We start from the raw sequence: 17,132 nt of genomic DNA on the forward strand, positions 1-17,132 counted from the left end.
GGCTAATGGCTGGTGGTTTATTGACCACCGGCCTTTTTGCGCTGTAGGGTATGAGCGAATTTTCCCGCTGTTTAAGCGTCTCATATCCTTGCAAAAAACGTCTCATTCTAACGTAATGAGCCGTCACTACAGTAAACAGCGATTTAGTCACTGTCCCCTTTTCAGCGGACAGTTTGGGTCACTTATCAGCGAGCTGAGGAACCCCATGGTTTACTCTTATACCGAGAAAAAGCGCATCCGTAAGGACTTTGGTACTCGTCCACAAGTGTTGGACATTCCATACCTGCTATCGATCCAGCTCGATTCGTTCGAAAAATTCATCGAACAGGATCCTGAAGGACAATACGGTCTTGAAGCCGCTTTTCGTTCTGTGTTTCCAATCCAGAGCTACAACGGCAATTCAGAGCTGCAATACGTTAGCTACCGTCTTGGTGAGCCAGTTTTTGACGTTAAAGAATGTCAAATCCGTGGTGTAACTTATTCAAAACCGCTACGCGTGAAACTACGCCTAGTGATCTTTGATAAAGACGCGCCAGCAGGTACTGTCAAAGATATTAAAGAACAAGAAGTCTACATGGGTGAAATTCCACTCATGACAGATAATGGTACCTTTGTAATCAATGGTACCGAGAGGGTTATCGTATCCCAGCTGCACCGAAGCCCAGGCGTGTTCTTCGACAGCGATAAGGGTAAGACCCATTCTTCAGGTAAAGTGCTTTACAACGCACGTATCATCCCGTACCGCGGTTCTTGGTTGGATTTCGAATTCGACCCTAAAGATAACCTGTACGTACGTATTGACCGTCGTCGTAAGCTACCTGCATCTATTATCCTGCGTGCGCTGGGTAAGACGACTGAAGAAATCCTCGACATCTTCTTCGAGAAAATTAATTTCGAAGTCAAAGACCAGACTCTGATGATGGAGTTGGTCCCTGAGCGTCTACGCGGTGAAACTGCGTCTTTCGATATCGAAGCAGACGGTAAGGTTTATGTTGAGAAAGGTCGTCGCGTAACGGCTCGTCATATCCGTCAACTTGAAAAAGATGACGTGAGCTTTATCGAAGTACCGGTTGAGTACATCGTAGGCAAAGTTTCTTCTAAAGATTACATCAACGAAGCAACTGGCGAGATCATCGTTGCAGCGAACCAGGAAATTAGCCTTGAATCGCTGGCGAACCTGTCACAAGCAGGTTACAAAAAACTAGAAGTTCTGTTTACGAATGATCTAGACCACGGTCCGTTCATGTCTGAAACCCTGCGTATCGACAGCTCGAATGACCGTATTTCAGCGCTGGTAGAAATCTACCGCATGATGCGCCCTGGCGAGCCGCCAACAAAAGAAGCGGCTGAAGCCCTATTTGAAAGCCTATTCTTCTCTGAAGAACGCTACGACCTGTCTACGGTAGGCCGTATGAAGTTCAACAGCTCTATCGAGCGTGCAGACGCAGAAGAGCAAGGCACTCTTGACGAAACAGACATCGTCGAAGTGATGAAGAAACTGATCGCGATCCGTAACGGTAAAGGCGAAGTGGACGATATCGACCACCTTGGCAACCGTCGTATCCGTTCTGTTGGCGAAATGGCAGAGAACCAATTCCGTGTTGGTCTTGTACGTGTTGAACGCGCAGTGAAGGAACGCCTAAGCCTTGGCGATCTGGACAACGTGATGCCACAAGATCTGATCAACGCGAAACCAATTTCTGCTGCTGTTAAAGAATTCTTCGGTTCTTCACAGCTGTCTCAGTTTATGGACCAGAACAACCCGCTGTCAGAAGTTACGCACAAACGTCGTATCTCTGCATTGGGTCCTGGCGGTCTGACTCGTGAGCGTGCTGGCTTCGAAGTACGTGACGTACACGTAACTCACTACGGTCGTCTATGTCCTATCGAAACGCCTGAAGGTCCGAACATCGGTCTGATCAACTCGCTGTCTGCGTTTGCACGCTGCAACGAGTACGGTTTCCTAGAAACCCCATACCGTCGCGTTGTAGATGGCGTTGTTACGGATGAAGTGGATTACCTGTCAGCTATCGAAGAAGGTCAATTCGTTATCGCACAGGCGAACGCGAAACTGACTGAAGAAGGTGGCTTTGCTGATGAGCTGGTTACAGCACGTCAAAAAGGTGAATCTGGTCTTCACCCACGTGAACACGTTAACTACATGGACGTTGCAACGAACCAGGTTGTATCGATCGCAGCATCGCTGATTCCATTCCTGGAACACGATGACGCGAACCGTGCATTGATGGGTGCGAACATGCAACGTCAAGCAGTACCAACGCTGAAAGCTGAGAAGCCTTTCGTTGGTACCGGTATTGAACGTAACGTAGCGGTAGACTCAGGCGTAACTGCAGTCGCGAAACGCGGCGGTATGATTCAGTCTGTAGACGCATCACGTATCGTAGTTAAGGTTAATGAAGAAGAGTTGATTCCTGGCGAAGCGGGTATCGATATCTACAACCTGACTAAATACACCCGTTCTAACCAGAACACTTGTATCAACCAGCGTCCATGTGTGATGCCGGGTGAACCTGTGGCTCGCGGTGACGTACTGGCTGACGGTCCATCAACTGACCTTGGTGAACTGGCGCTTGGCCAAAACATGCGTATCGCGTTCATGCCTTGGAACGGTTACAACTTCGAAGACTCGATCCTGGTTTCTGAACGTGTTGTTCAAGATGACCGTTTCACGACTATCCACATTCAAGAACTGTCTTGTGTGGCTCGTGATACTAAGCTGGGTGCAGAAGAGATCACTGCGGATATTCCAAACGTAGGTGAAGCTGCGCTGTCTAAGCTGGATGAGTCAGGTATCGTTTACATCGGTGCTGAAGTGAAGGGTGGCGACATCCTGGTTGGTAAAGTAACGCCGAAAGGCGAAACCCAACTGACACCTGAAGAGAAGCTGCTACGCGCTATCTTCGGTGAGAAAGCATCGGACGTTAAAGATACTTCTCTGCGTGTACCTAACTCTGTTGCGGGTACGGTTATCGACGTTCAAGTCTTCACTCGCGATGGCGTAGAGAAAGACAAACGTGCGCTTGAAATCGAACAGATGCAGCTGAAAGAAGCGAAGAAAGACCTGACTGAAGAATTCCAGATTCTGGAAGGCGGTCTGCTTGCTCGTGTTCGTTCTCTGCTGATCACTGGCGGTTATAGCGAAGCGAAGCTGGACTCTATCGATCGTAAGAAATGGCTAGAACAGACGCTAGAAAACGACGAACTGCAAACTCAGCTAGAGCAAATGGCTGAGCAGTACGACGAGCTGAAAGCGGAATTCGATAAGAAATTCGAAACCAAGCGTCGCAAGATCACCCAAGGTGATGACCTTGCACCTGGCGTTCTGAAGATCGTTAAAGTGTACCTGGCAGTGAAACGTCGCATCCAACCGGGTGATAAGATGGCGGGTCGTCACGGTAACAAGGGTGTAATCTCTAAGATCAACCCTGTTGAAGACATGCCATACGATGAGAAAGGCCAACCGGTCGACATCGTACTGAACCCACTGGGTGTACCTTCACGTATGAACATCGGTCAGATCCTAGAAGTTCACTTAGGTCTGGCTGCGAAAGGTATCGGCGACAAGATCAACCAGATGATCAAGGAACAACAAGAGCTGGCTAAGCTGCGTGAGTTCCTGCAGAAGGTTTACGATCTGGGCGAAACTCGTCAACAAGTCGACATTGCGGCTCTGTCTGATGAGGAAGTACGTACACTGGCAAATAACCTGCGCGCAGGTCTGCCAATCGCGACTCCAGTCTTTGATGGTGCGAACGAAGCGTCAATCAAAGAGCTACTGAAACTGGGTGATCTGCCAGAATCTGGCCAGCTGACTCTGTTTGATGGCCGTACTGGTGATGCGTTTGAGCGTCCGGTAACTGTAGGTTACATGTACATGCTGAAACTGAACCACTTGGTTGACGACAAGATGCACGCTCGTTCAACAGGTTCTTACAGCCTAGTAACTCAGCAACCACTTGGTGGTAAAGCTCAGTTCGGTGGTCAGCGTTTCGGTGAGATGGAAGTATGGGCACTGGAAGCATACGGTGCAGCTTACACCCTACAAGAAATGCTAACCGTTAAGTCGGATGACGTTAACGGCCGTACGAAGATGTATAAGAACATCGTTGACGGAAACCACGCGATGGAACCTGGTATGCCAGAATCGTTCAACGTACTGTTGAAAGAGATTCGCTCGCTGGGTATCAACATCGAGCTAGAAGACGAAGAGTAAACCTTAAGGTTCCCCATTCGGGGAGCCTAACCGGTTTTCTGGTAGGAAGGAGCTCGCTAGTTCACGCGGCGAGTTCCTTTTAACTCCTTACAGGAGCTGATTGTGAAAGACTTATTAAACTTTCTAAAAGCACAGCATAAGACCGAAGAATTTGATGCAATCAAAATCGGTCTGTCTTCACCTGACATGATTCGTTCATGGTCATTTGGTGAAGTGAAAAAACCTGAGACCATCAACTATCGTACGTTCAAACCTGAACGCGATGGTCTTTTCTGTGCGCGTATTTTTGGCCCGGTAAAAGACTACGAATGTCTTTGTGGCAAATATAAGCGTCTGAAACACCGTGGTGTTATCTGTGAGAAGTGTGGCGTTGAAGTAACGCAAACTAAAGTTCGTCGTGACCGTATGGGCCACATCGAGCTGGCTTCTCCAGTTGCTCACATCTGGTTCCTAAAATCACTGCCGTCTCGTATCGGTCTGTTGATGGATATGCCACTGCGCGACATCGAACGTGTTCTTTACTTCGAAATGTACGTGGTGACTGAACCAGGCATGACTGACCTGGAACGTGGTCAGATGCTGACTGAAGAAGAGTATCTGGATCGCCTGGAAGAGTGGGGCGACGAGTTCACTGCGAAAATGGGTGCAGAAGCGATCAAAGATCTGCTGTCATCTATGGATCTGCTGGCTGAAGCTGAGCAGATGCGCGAAGAGCTGGATACGACTAACTCAGAAACTAAGCGTAAGAAAGTTACGAAGCGCCTGAAACTGGTTGAAGCATTCGTTGCATCAGGTAACAAACCTGAGTGGATGATTCTGACTGTGCTTCCGGTACTTCCGCCAGATCTACGTCCTCTGGTACCACTAGATGGCGGTCGCTTTGCGACTTCAGATCTGAACGATCTATACCGTCGTGTGATTAACCGTAACAACCGTCTGAAACGCCTTCTAGAGCTTGCTGCTCCGGACATCATCGTACGCAACGAAAAACGTATGCTACAAGAGTCTGTTGATGCGCTTCTGGATAACGGTCGTCGCGGTCGTGCGATCACAGGTTCGAACAAGCGTCCTCTGAAATCTCTTGCTGATATGATCAAGGGTAAACAAGGTCGTTTCCGTCAGAACCTGCTAGGTAAACGTGTAGACTACTCAGGCCGTTCTGTAATCACAGTTGGTCCTTACCTGCGTCTGCACCAGTGTGGTCTTCCTAAGAAGATGGCACTTGAGCTGTTCAAACCATTCATCTACAGCAAGCTGGAAACTCGTGGCCTGGCGACGACGATCAAAGCGGCTAAGAAAATGGTAGAGCGTGAAGAAGCAGTTGTATGGGATATCCTGGATGAAGTTATCCGTGAACACCCAGTGCTACTTAACCGTGCACCAACTCTTCACCGTCTAGGTATTCAGGCGTTTGAACCTGTACTGATCGAAGGTAAAGCGATTCAGCTACACCCACTTGTGTGTGCGGCGTACAACGCGGACTTCGATGGTGACCAAATGGCGGTACACGTGCCTCTGACTCTGGAAGCACAGCTAGAAGCTCGTACTCTGATGATGTCGACAAACAACATTCTGTCGCCAGCGTCAGGTGATCCGATCATCGTACCTTCTCAGGACGTTGTATTGGGTCTGTACTACATGACTCGTGAGAAGATCAACGCGAAAGGTGAAGGTATGTACCTGGCCGGCCCAGCTGAGGCTGAGAAGGCTTACCGCACTAAGACAGCGGCACTGCACGCACGCGTTAAAGTTCGTATCACTGAAACTGTGGTTGATGAAGACGGTAATCGCACAACTGAGACCAAGATGGTGGATACCACTGTTGGTCGTGCAATGCTGTGGCAAATCGTACCGAAAGGTCTGCCATTCAGCATCGTGAACCAGAAGCTAGGTAAGAAACAGATTTCTAACCTGCTGAACGAGGCGTACCGCAAACTGGGTCTGAAAGACACCGTTATCTTCGCTGACCAAATCATGTACACCGGTTTCGCTTACGCGGCACTGTCAGGTGTTTCTGTTGGTATCGATGATATGGTTGTACCACCTGCGAAATACACTGAAATCTCCGAAGCGGAAGAAGAAGTACGTGAAATCCAGGAACAGTTCCAGTCTGGTCTGGTAACTGCCGGTGAACGCTATAACAAAGTGATCGATATTTGGGCATCAACCAACGATCGCGTAGCGAAAGCGATGATGGAGAACCTGTCGTCTGAAATGGTGATTAACCGTGACGGCGAAGAAGAGAAACAAGAGTCGTTCAACAGCATCTACATGATGGCTGACTCAGGTGCTCGTGGTTCTGCAGCTCAGATTCGTCAGCTTGCTGGTATGCGTGGTCTGATGGCTCGTCCAGATGGTTCGATCATCGAGACGCCAATCACTGCGAACTTTAAAGAAGGTCTGAACGTACTACAGTACTTTATCTCAACGCACGGTGCTCGTAAGGGTCTGGCGGATACAGCACTGAAGACAGCGAACTCAGGTTACCTAACACGTCGTCTAGTAGACGTTGCTCAAGACGTTGTCGTTTATGAGCACGACTGTGGCACCCAAGAGGGTGTAGACATGATGCCTCACATCGAGGGTGGTGACGTTAAAGTTCCACTGACTGAGCTTGCTCTGGGTCGTGTGGTTGCTGAAGACATTCTGAAACCAGGTACAGAAGAGGTGCTTGTTCCTCGTAACACGCTTCTGGATGAGAAATGGTGTCAGATTCTAAACGACAACTCTGTTGACCGTATTAAAGTACGTTCAGTGGTAACCTGTGACGCAGACTTCGGTTGTTGTGCACTGTGTTACGGTCGTGACCTGGCTCGTGGTCATCTGGTTAACCAAGGTGAAGCTGTGGGTGTTATCGCGGCTCAGTCAATCGGTGAACCTGGTACACAGCTGACGATGCGTACGTTCCACATCGGTGGTGCGGCATCAACAGCAGCAGCAGAAAACAGCATCCAAGCGAAGAACAAGGGTTCTGTTAAACTGCACAACGCGAAATTCGTAATCAACAAAGATGGCAAACTGGTAATCACTTCTCGTGCTTCTGAACTAACCATCATTGACGAATTTGGCCGTACCAAAGAGAAACACAAACTGCCATACGGCTCTTTGCTGAGCAAAGCAGACAACGATGCAGTAGATGCGGGCGAAACCGTAGCTAACTGGGAAGCGCACACCATGCCAATCATCACTGAAGTGGCAGGTCGCATCCAGTTCGTTGACATGATCGATGGCGTTACCGTTTCTCGCCAGACTGATGACCTGACTGGTCTGTCTTCAAGTGAAGTAACAGATGCCGCGGCTCGTCCAGCAGCAGGTAAAGATATGCGTCCAGCTATCAAACTTGTGGATGAGAAAGGTAATGATGTACTGATCCCTGGTACTGATATGCCAGCACAGTACTTCCTGCCTGGTAAAGCGATCGTGAACATCGACGATGGCGCTGAAGTGAATGTGGGTGACACACTGGCTCGTATTCCTCAGAAATCTGGCGGTAACAAGGACATCACCGGTGGTCTACCACGCGTAGCAGACCTGTTCGAAGCACGTAAGCCTAAAGAGCCTGCGATTCTTGCTGAGTACACAGGTACTGTAAGCTTCGGTAAAGAGACCAAAGGTAAGCGTCGTCTGATCATCACTCGCGACAGCGGTGAAACTTACGAAGAGATGATTCCTAAGCACCGTCAGTTGAACGTGTTTGAAGGTGAGCGCATCGAACGTGGTGATGTAATCGCAGATGGTCCAGAATCTCCACATGACATTCTGCGCCTACGTGGTATCCACGCGGTAACGACTTACATCGCGAACGAAGTTCAGGAAGTTTACCGTCTGCAAGGCGTTAAGATTAACGATAAGCACATTGAGACTATCGTTCGTCAGATGCTACGTAAGTGTACTATTACTCACGCAGGTGACTCTGAGTTCCTGCCAGGTGAGCAAGTAGAATACTCACAAGTGAAGATTGCGAACCGTAATCTGGAAGCAGAAGGTAAAGAACCAGCACGTTTTGAGCGTGAACTACTGGGTATTACGAAAGCGTCTCTTGCAACAGAATCGTTCATCTCAGCCGCATCGTTCCAAGAAACGACTCGCGTACTGACTGAAGCAGCGGTTTCTGGTAAGCGTGATGACCTACGTGGTCTGAAAGAGAACGTTATCGTGGGTCGTCTGATCCCGGCTGGTACCGGTTTTGCGTACCACCAAGATCGTCAATCTAAGCGTGAAGCTCAGAAAGATGGTCCTTCTGCGGAACAGGCTACTGACAACCTGGCAGCTCTGCTAAACGCAGGCTTCTCAGCTGACGAGTAATCGTTCTGATAGCAAAAAGGCACCTTAGGGTGCCTTTTTTATTGCCTGCTATTTGCGCTGGTGGTTTTCGTTGACGGCGACTAAGTCTACTACGTTAAGCGCCCGGTGGAATCGCGAGGCTGTCTGCGATCAGTTGAATCAGACCATCTTCGGTTTCAAAGCGTGATTCCAGCAGCTCGCCGACTTGCGACAAATCGTCATCCAGTGTCTCCAGATCATCCTCTTCGTGAATCGCAGCATACTGATCAGTGAAGTTCAGTAGCGGATCGGTCGTTTCGATGATCTGTGCGTATGCCCGGTTAATTTCATCCGTTGCCTGAAAGCCAGTGGCATGCCATTTGTTCATGACCATGTCATAGATTTTAAAATGACCTTCAGAGATGTAATCGACGAGCTCCTGACAGAAATACTGCAGCTCTTTCGGGGAAGGGAGTTCGGTGACAGCGGCTTTGGTTGCGCAGGGTTGCAGCGCAGCGAGTTTACAGTATTCAACGATCAGATGCTGGCGCTTATCCAGCCAATGATCAATAACATCACTCGAGCCACCCCATTGTTCTTGCGTTCTTTTGAATTTTTTTAGCATGACCATGCCCTCATGATCCGATCATTCAACGATGATCTTTCCTTTGCACGTCTGTTGTAGTGGTACAGCACAACTCATTGTCCTTACTAGAATTTATAGATTTAAAATCAAATCTGTACAAACTCTGGTATGAATTTAGATTGCCAGTAAAATGAACGAACTGCAAGCAAACAGGAGTTGGCATGTTAAAAAACAGTGACACAAAATCCGCTTATTGGTGCGTCGTTTCAGGCAGTGAGATCTGGACCGTTGACGGAGCACTCCCTTTTGGCCGGGGTGAGCAGTGGGATCTGCCCGTAGATGCCGCGATCAAAATCGATCATCATCAGGGCGCGCCAGTCTATTGGGTCAATGTCTCGGATCTGGATCGCGATCTTGAACTGACGTCACTGCGTGATTTGCTGCATCTGCCGGAACCCCTGTTTTTGATGGCGAGCAAGGCTATTCAGTATGGCCATATGAGCCAAAGCTTGCGTTTTTGCCCACAGTGTGGGGGACGAAATTATCTCAACCATCGCGATTTAGCGATGCAGTGCCATGACTGTCGTACTTTGCATTATCCGCGTATTTTCCCGTGCATTATTGTCGCGGTGCGTAAGGGCAACGAGATTTTGCTGGCTCAGCATCCGCGCCATCGTGGTGGCATGTATACTGTGATTGCTGGCTTTCTGGAAGTCGGAGAGACGCTCGAGCAATGCGTGGCACGCGAAATCAAAGAAGAAACGGGCATTGATGTGACCGATATTCGTTACTTCGGCAGTCAGCCCTGGGCTTTTCCATCGAGCATGATGATGGGGTTTCTGGCGGATTACGCAGGCGGTGATATTAAACCGGATTACTCTGAATTGAGCGATGCACAGTGGTTTACTCCCGAAACCATGCCACCTGTTGCGCCAGAAGGCACCATCGCCCGGGCATTGATCGAACGAACTCTGGAAGATATTCGTCTCACGTCGTCCAAGGGATAAAAAAAACCCTCCGATTAGGGAGGGGGTAAGTAAGATGTCGTTATGAGATGCTGAGTACTGAATACTCAGTTTATAATTGTAGTTTTCGCTAGCGAACAAATTTGTAACATCGAAAAAGATTGTACGCAAATTAAGCATTGATTTAAAAGTTAATAACTTGATCTGGGTTGCAAAGCTCTCCGCTCCTGAGGGCAAATCAGTGCTAGAATACGCCCCAAACTAATAAGCCTAGAAAAGAAGTGGAATACGGAATGACTGAATTAAAAAACGACCGCTATCTACGCGCTCTGCTCAAGCAGCCTGTTGATTGCACGCCAGTATGGATGATGCGTCAGGCTGGACGTTATCTGCCAGAATACCGTGCCACGCGCGCTCAGGCGGGCGACTTTATGTCTCTGTGTAAAAACGCTGAGTTGGCCTCTGAAGTGACTTTACAGCCACTGCGCCGTTTTCCACTCGATGCCGCGATTCTGTTCTCTGACATCCTGACTATTCCTGATGCGATGGGACTCGGGCTGCGCTTTGCTGCTGGTGAAGGCCCGGTGTTTGACCGCCCAATCACGTGCAAGGCAGACGTCGACAAGATTGGCCTGCCGGATCCGGAAGGTGAACTGCAGTACGTTATGAATGCTGTGCGTCAGATTCGCAAAGATCTGCAAGGCGAAGTGCCGCTGATTGGTTTCTCTGGCAGCCCTTGGACACTGGCAACCTATATGGTTGAAGGTGGCAGCTCTAAGGCATTCACCAAGATTAAAAAGATGATGTACGCTGAGCCTGCGACTCTGCATCTGCTATTGGATAAGCTGGCGGACAGCGTGATTGAATACCTTAACGCGCAAATCAAAGCTGGCGCGCAGTCTGTAATGGTATTTGATACCTGGGGCGGCGTACTGACTCCGCGTGACTACAATCTGTTCTCACTGCAATACATGCACAAGATTGTTGATGGCCTGATCCGTGAAAACGAAGGCCGCCGAGTGCCAGTGACACTGTTTACTAAAAACGGCGGGATGTGGCTGGAGCAGATTGCGGCAACCGGGTGTGATGCAGTAGGCCTGGACTGGACCATCAATATCGCCGATGCCAAAGCGCGCGTGGGTGACAAAGTGGCGCTGCAAGGCAACATGGATCCTTCTATGCTGTATGCCCCGCACGAGCGTATTCGTGAAGAAGTGGCTTCCATTCTGGACGGTTTTGGTCACGGTGGTACTGGTCACGTCTTCAACCTTGGCCATGGTATCCATCTGGATGTACCGCCAGAAAACGCAGGCGTGTTTGTCAACGCGGTCCATGAGCTATCTAAGCCATATCATAAATAAACCAATGACATCAGCGTCCGGAAACGGGCGCTTTTTTTTACCATTCAATGGAGCTGTTTTATACTGCAGGTAATCAGGAAGGAATGTGAACCATTAATGAAAACAAGAGACAGAATTGTCCATGCGGCGTTAGAGCTGTTTAACGAGCATGGTGAACGCCCGATGACCACTAACCATATTGCTGCGCACATAGAGATCAGCCCCGGTAATCTCTATTATCATTTCCGCAATAAGCAGGAGATTGTGCGTGAGATATTTGCACTCTACTCAGCAGAACTGATTGAGCGCTTTACGCCGCTGCAAGGTCAGTATGAAAGCCTGACTCTGCTCAAACACTACCTCGACTCTATCTTCACCCTGATGTGGAAATACCGTTTTTTCTACGCCAATTTGCCCGAAATTCTGCAGCGGGATGAAGAGTTGCACGACGATTACATTCGCGTGCAGGAAAAGCTGCAAACCAACTTAGTCAACATTATGCGTGCTTTTGTCGAGATGCAGTTGCTGGCGCTCAATGAAGATGAGATGAAAAAACTGGTCACCACTTTGCATCTGATCGCCTGCAGCTGGCTGGCTTATCAGTCAGCGATGTCACCAAAAACTAAGATCACCGAGCAGGTGATTCATCAGGGGATGCTGCAAATCATTTCGGTGATGAAGCCGAATGCGACCGAGCAGGGGCTGGAGCAGCTACAATTGCTGGAAGATGGCGTGCGAGCGATGCATGCCTAAAAGGGATGACATATAACCTTTCATTCTTGTGCTGGTGGGCGTGAAACTGCTAATTTCTGATGTTATTACAAGGGATTAAAAGTAGCGCTCATTATGCATTACGACATATTTAATGGTGATGCCGATGGCATCATCGCACTTCTTCAGCTGCGTCTGGCTAAGCCCCGAGACAGTCAGTTGATAACCGGCGTCAAACGCGATATTGAGCTTCTGGCGAATGTAACCGCCCAGCGCGGCGATTCGTTGACGGTACTGGATATCTCTATGGCAAAAAACCGGGATGCACTGTTAACTGTGTTGGCCAGCGGCGCTCAGGTATTCTATGCCGACCACCATCAGGCTGGTGACATTCCTCAGCATGAGCTGTTAGATGCTCACATCAATCTGGATGCCAATGTGTGTACCGCATTGATTGTGGATACGCTGCTCGAAGGCCAGTTTCACCATTGGGCCATCACCGCAGCTTACGGAGATAACTTGCTCAGAGTTGCCGATGCTCTGGCAGCCAAGGCGGGTTTACGTCCTGAACAAGCCGAGCAGTTAAAAGAGTTGGGCACCCTGATCAACTATAACGGCTATGGTCAATCCGTCAGTGACCTACATTACCATCCCGCAGAGTTGTTCCGTGCACTACTAGGCTACTCATCGCCGTTTGAGGTGATTGCTGACCCGACATCGCCTTATGCTGTACTCAAACAGGCGTACGAACAGGATATTGCTCAGGCGCTGGCCAAACCAGCTGTGTATGAGAGCCAAACACTGCGCGTATTTGCACTTGCCGATGAAGCGGCATCACACCGGGTGAGTGGGGTATATGGTAATTTGCTGGCGAATCAAAAGCCGGATCAAGCGCATGTGGTGTTGACGGTGGCAGACGATGAGAGCTATACGGTCTCGCTGCGTGCCCCTTTGAACAAAAAGCGCGGCGCGGGCACGCTGTGCAGTCAGTTCGCTACGGGGGGGGGGCGGGAAGCGGCAGCGGGGATCAATCGGCTGCCAAAGCAAGATTTAGCGTGCTTGATCGCCAGCGTTGAAGCGTATTACGCCTAGAAGTAACAAGGCCGCTCACAGAGCGGCCTTGTTTAAAAACATAGGTTAGCTTAGCGGGTCAGCCAGTTACGTGGGTTTTCCGCTTTACTGTTGCGGCGGATTTCAAAGTAGAGTGCCGGGCGGGACTGACCGCCGGTATCGCCTGCCAGTGCCAGTGTTTCACCAGCAGTGACTTTATCGCCTTCTTTTTTCATCAGCGTTTGGTTGAAGCCGTACAGCGTCATATCGCCTTTACCGTGATCAAGCAAGACGACTAAGCCATAACCGCGCAGATATTCGGCAAACACCACAGTGCCGGAATAGACGGCTTTAACAGGCTGGCCGTAATTGGCATCAATCACTAAACCTTTCCAATCGATCTGACCGGTTTGTCGCTCACCAAACTGATGCAGCACCTGACCTTTGAGTGGCCACGGCAGTTTACCGCGCTGCTGACTGATTCCGTCCATCGGCACGGCGTTGCGTTTGGCTGCTTTGGCAATTTCCGCTTTGAGGCGGGTTTCGTTGCGTTGCAGTTCTGCCAGATACACTTTGTCACCAGAAATGCTTTTCTGAATTTTGCCCAGAGTCTGACGGCGGTCAGATTGCGTCTTGGCTAATTGATCGCGCTTGCGCGTCTGTTCTTCCAGCAGTGAGGTGATCTGATCGCGCTCGAGTTGCAGTTGGCGTTCATTGTCGTTCAGAGCCTGACGCGTGGCCTCTAATTCGGCAATGGTATCGGTTCGGGCTTTGGCCAAATGTTGGTAATACTGGCTGATACGGTCTTCTTCAACACCGTTGTTGAGTAAATCGCCGCTCGCTTTGGCACGCTGAGTAATGTAGTAAGTCTGCAGCAGCTCAGCGAGTTTATCCGCCTGCTGTTTACGTTGGCTTTCCAGTGCGGCAATTTTTTGTTTCAAGCGGCCAATGTTGGCGTTGGCTTCAGCCAGTTGGTTTTTGGTCTGCTTGATCTGGTTTTCCAAACCGGAAATACCCACTTCCTGTTGTTTGAGGGCCTGTTGCAGTTGATCCAGTGTTTTCTGTTGTTGTGATAACGACTGTTGCTGGCGCGAGATTTCGCTTTTAACGCCTTTCAGCTCCTGTTGTGAGGCAGCCAAGACGCTGGACGGCAGTAATCCGGCGCTGAGACACACCAATAACAGGCTTCGGCAGAGACGCGAAGAGGGCTGGAAAGTTGATAACGTCATGTTTTTACGATAATCACGATTGGAATCACTGAGCACTCAGTATACCCAATGTGACGCATGAGGCGAGTGTGGCAGGTAAAAAGTTTGCAATTGTTCCGATGTGAACGGTAAAAAAGATAAAAAAAGCCCCGATGATATCGGGGCTTGTGCAATCGTTCGTGCGCGTGAATTACGCGAACAGAACCTGACCAGACATTTCAGCCGGGATCTCTTGATCCGTCAGTGCCAGCATGGTTGGGGCAAGGTCAGACAGTTTACCGCCCTCTTTCAGAGCAATGTCTTTGCTACCCACGTAGATCAGCGGTACTGGCAGGTTGGTGTGCGCAGTGTGCACACCGCCAGTCTCTGGGTTCACCATCATTTCCGCGTTACCGTGGTCTGCAGTGATCAGCAGTTGACCATCCACTTCTTTGATGGCTTCCACAACACGACCGATGCATTCGTCAACCGCTTCACACGCTTTAACCGCAGCTTCGTAAACGCCAGTGTGGCCTACCATGTCGCCGTTCGGGTAGTTACAGATGATCGCATCGTATTTACCTGATTTGATCGCGGCAACCAGCTTGTCAGTCAGCTCTTTAGAGCTCATTTCAGGCTGAAGATCGTAGGTCGCAACTTTTGGAGATGCCACCAGTTGACGCTCTTCACCGTCAAATTCGTTTTCAACACCGCCGTTGAAGAAGAACGTCACGTGCGCGTATTTCTCAGTTTCAGAGATACGCAGCTGAGTTTTACCTGCTTTAGACAACCATTCACCATAAGTGTTTTCTAGTGATGCTGGTGGGAAAGCAGCGGGTAGTGGAATGTCTGCTGCGTATTGAGTCAGCATAACAAAGTTCAGGGCTGGGAAGACTTTGCGCTCAAAGCCCGCGAAATCCGTCACGAAAGTGCGAGTGATTTGACGTGCACGGTCAGCACGGTAGTTCATGAACAGTACCGCGTCGCCGTCTTGCATTGCTGCAGACTCTTGACCTTCAGCACGGATTTCAGTGGCTTTTACGAACTCATCGTTTTCGTCGCGAGCGTAAGCCGCTTGCAGTGCTTCTACCGCAGAGCCGTAAGTGAATTCACCTTGCGCCGCAGTCAGTACATCGTAAGCTTTTTCAACGCGTTCCCAGTTGTTGTCACGGTCCATCGCGTAGTAACGACCAACCACAGAGGCGATGCGGCCTTTACCCAGTTTTGCGAACAGTTCGTCAAAACGTTTCAGTGATGCTTCTGCGCTGCGAGGCGGAGTATCACGGCCATCCAGGAAGCAGTGCAGATAAATTTTCTCAGCGCCACGTGCTGCTGCCATTTCAACGGCTGCGTAGATGTGATCTTCGTGAGAGTGAACGCCACCCGGAGACATCAGACCCATCAGGTGTACGGCTTTGCCCGCTGCGACTGCTTGGTCGATAGCGGTAACCAGTACTGGGTTTTGTTGGAATTCGCCGTCTGAGATCGCTTTAGTGATGCGAGTCAGATCTTGATACACGATGCGACCGGCACCGATGTTAGTGTGGCCCACTTCAGAGTTACCCATTTGACCGTCAGGCAGACCTACGTCCATACCTGAAGCCGAGATAAGAGTGTGTGGGTTATTCGCCATCAGACCATCAAGAACCGGAGTATTTGCGTTGTTGATCGCGTTGCTTGAGTTGTCTTCACGGTAACCCCATCCATCCAGGATCACCAGAGCCATAGGCTTCTTAGCTGACATAGTTATGACCTCGTCAAATTCAAAGTAACTAGAAATCGAAATTAGCGTAATTTTACTACACTTTGGTGTGCTTGCAGTAGGTTAAGATCAATGATTCTCCCTATCAATGCAATAAAACGTTGCCTATTGATCAAAATTGACCGTCTGTCAGGACAGGCTCGGTCTTAGTACACCAATATTCCGGTACCCATCACGGCCACCAGTGCGCCAAGCCAGGCGAATCGGTTCGGCCTTTGCTTGGTATAGACCCAAAGTATAGGCAAAAGCATGATAGGTGTGGTGGAGGAAAGTAGCGCCACCATCCCGACATTGCCTTCACGCAGTGCATACAAAATCAGAGTCATGCCCACCGCCATGGCCAGAAAACCGTTCACGGCGGTGATAGCAAATATTTTGCCATTCATCGGCTGAGTTGGGCGGGCAATCCGCGCGCCGCTGGCGCGCAGCAGTGAGTGAGCTGCAAACGCGGTCATCATGCGAATCGCAGAAGCCGCCACCGGGTCGATCGCTGTTTGCATAACCGGTTTCGCAATAATGCCACCCAGCGCCTGGCACATCGCTGCCGTCAGGCCGAGGCCGACGCCGACCCAAACGCTGCCGCTGATCGTCTCCAGACTATTGTTGGTTTGACCACGGCGACCAAAAAAGATTGCAGTCAATACGCCGGAAAAGACCAGTGCAGAACCCAGTAATTCCCCCGGTGTCATGCTTTCACTGAACAGGAAGTAGCCGAGAATGGCAGAAAAAACAGCATGACAAGAGAACAGCAGGCCAGCCTGACGCGGTCCCATGCGGTTTAAACAGGCAAAGAGTGCGGTGTCACCAATGAAAATACCGATCAAGCCCGAGAGCATCATCGGAGTGACGGCGCTGGTATCGACACTCGACCAGCCTCCGCTGAGCAGCGCAATGGTGCCAAGGATCACAGAAGTACATCCCATGCGCCAGCGACTATAGGCAAAGGTGCCCAGATGGCGGGCAGGGGTAACAGACATCAGGCCAGCAATGGCCCACAGAAAGGCAGCGGCGAGAGCCAGCCACTCGAATCCCAT

Annotated in this window: 10 protein-coding genes; 6 read left to right on the forward strand and 4 right to left on the reverse strand. The window is 49.9% G+C overall.

All coding sequences use genetic code 11. From position 1 onward, the window contains the following. Nucleotides 1-205: 205 nt before the first annotated feature. On the forward strand, nt 206-4,234 hold the full coding sequence (rpoB, locus tag LGV68_RS20710; RefSeq protein WP_020332605.1) for a DNA-directed RNA polymerase subunit beta: 4,029 nt from the start codon (nt 206-208) through the stop codon (nt 4,232-4,234). Nucleotides 4,235-4,336: 102 nt separating this feature from the next. Continuing rightward, nucleotides 4,337-8,539, forward strand: coding sequence for a DNA-directed RNA polymerase subunit beta' (rpoC, locus tag LGV68_RS20715; protein ID WP_020332607.1), 4,203 nt, complete (start codon nt 4,337-4,339; stop codon nt 8,537-8,539). A gap of 94 nt (nt 8,540-8,633) precedes the next feature. Here rpoC and LGV68_RS20720 read toward each other — a convergent pair whose 3' ends face one another. Then, entirely contained in the window at nt 8,634-9,128 is a 495-nt protein-coding gene (locus LGV68_RS20720) for an Rsd/AlgQ family anti-sigma factor (RefSeq protein WP_032080022.1), read from the reverse strand. A 176-nt stretch (nt 9,129-9,304) separates the two neighbouring features. Here LGV68_RS20720 and nudC point away from each other — a divergent pair, with 176 nt between their 5' ends. The 4 genes from nudC (at nt 9,305) to LGV68_RS20740 (ending at nt 13,191) form a co-directional block, all read left to right on the forward strand. Beyond that, nucleotides 9,305-10,090, forward strand: a complete 786-nt coding sequence (gene nudC, locus LGV68_RS20725) for an NAD(+) diphosphatase (RefSeq protein ID WP_222761322.1) — start codon at nt 9,305-9,307, stop codon at nt 10,088-10,090. 251 nt (nt 10,091-10,341) lie between these two features. Beyond that, nucleotides 10,342-11,409, forward strand: a complete 1,068-nt coding sequence (hemE, locus tag LGV68_RS20730; protein WP_020332611.1) for a uroporphyrinogen decarboxylase — start codon at nt 10,342-10,344, stop codon at nt 11,407-11,409. Between the two features lie 96 nt (nt 11,410-11,505). Beyond that, nucleotides 11,506-12,141, forward strand: coding sequence for a TetR/AcrR family transcriptional regulator (locus LGV68_RS20735; RefSeq protein ID WP_020332612.1), 636 nt, complete (start codon nt 11,506-11,508; stop codon nt 12,139-12,141). Between the two features lie 93 nt (nt 12,142-12,234). Further along, a complete protein-coding gene (locus LGV68_RS20740; RefSeq protein WP_222787368.1) occupies nt 12,235-13,191 on the forward strand; it encodes a DHH family phosphoesterase in 957 nt (318 codons plus the stop codon). 50 nt (nt 13,192-13,241) lie between these two features. Here the strand turns inward: LGV68_RS20740 and LGV68_RS20745 are convergent, their stop codons facing one another. From LGV68_RS20745 to LGV68_RS20755, 3 genes are all read right to left on the reverse strand, one after another. Further along, a complete protein-coding gene (locus LGV68_RS20745) occupies nt 13,242-14,378 on the reverse strand; it encodes a murein hydrolase activator EnvC (protein ID WP_024374076.1) in 1,137 nt (378 codons plus the stop codon). 169 nt (nt 14,379-14,547) lie between these two features. After that, complete coding sequence (gpmM, locus tag LGV68_RS20750; protein ID WP_024374077.1) at nt 14,548-16,080, reverse strand: 2,3-bisphosphoglycerate-independent phosphoglycerate mutase; 1,533 nt, start codon at nt 16,078-16,080, stop codon at nt 14,548-14,550. 164 nt (nt 16,081-16,244) lie between these two features. Continuing rightward, nucleotides 16,245-17,132 (reverse strand): DMT family transporter, encoded by an 888-nt coding sequence (locus tag LGV68_RS20755; RefSeq protein WP_020332616.1) that lies wholly within the window; start codon nt 17,130-17,132, stop codon nt 16,245-16,247.

The sequence above is a fragment of the Vibrio sp. LQ2 genome, assembly GCF_023920125.1.
In the GTDB taxonomy this organism is placed as follows: domain Bacteria; phylum Pseudomonadota; class Gammaproteobacteria; order Enterobacterales; family Vibrionaceae; genus Vibrio; species Vibrio fluvialis.

Bases quoted from the DNA above. Each gene is read 5' to 3' on its own strand.
- LGV68_RS20720 (WP_032080022.1), bottom strand. From the start codon at position 9,128: ATGGTCATGCTAAAAAAATTCAAAAGAACGCAAGAACAATGGGGTGGC.
- LGV68_RS20735 (WP_020332612.1), top strand. From the start codon at position 11,506: ATGAAAACAAGAGACAGAATTGTCCATGCGGCGTTAGAGCTGTTTAAC.
- LGV68_RS20755 (WP_020332616.1), bottom strand. From the start codon at position 17,132: ATGGGATTCGAGTGGCTGGCTCTCGCCGCTGCCTTTCTGTGGGCCATT.
- rpoB (WP_020332605.1), top strand. From the start codon at position 206: ATGGTTTACTCTTATACCGAGAAAAAGCGCATCCGTAAGGACTTTGGT.
- gpmM (WP_024374077.1), bottom strand. From the start codon at position 16,080: ATGTCAGCTAAGAAGCCTATGGCTCTGGTGATCCTGGATGGATGGGGT.
- LGV68_RS20740 (WP_222787368.1), top strand. From the start codon at position 12,235: ATGCATTACGACATATTTAATGGTGATGCCGATGGCATCATCGCACTT.
- LGV68_RS20745 (WP_024374076.1), bottom strand. From the start codon at position 14,378: ATGACGTTATCAACTTTCCAGCCCTCTTCGCGTCTCTGCCGAAGCCTG.
- hemE (WP_020332611.1), top strand. From the start codon at position 10,342: ATGACTGAATTAAAAAACGACCGCTATCTACGCGCTCTGCTCAAGCAG.
- nudC (WP_222761322.1), top strand. From the start codon at position 9,305: ATGTTAAAAAACAGTGACACAAAATCCGCTTATTGGTGCGTCGTTTCA.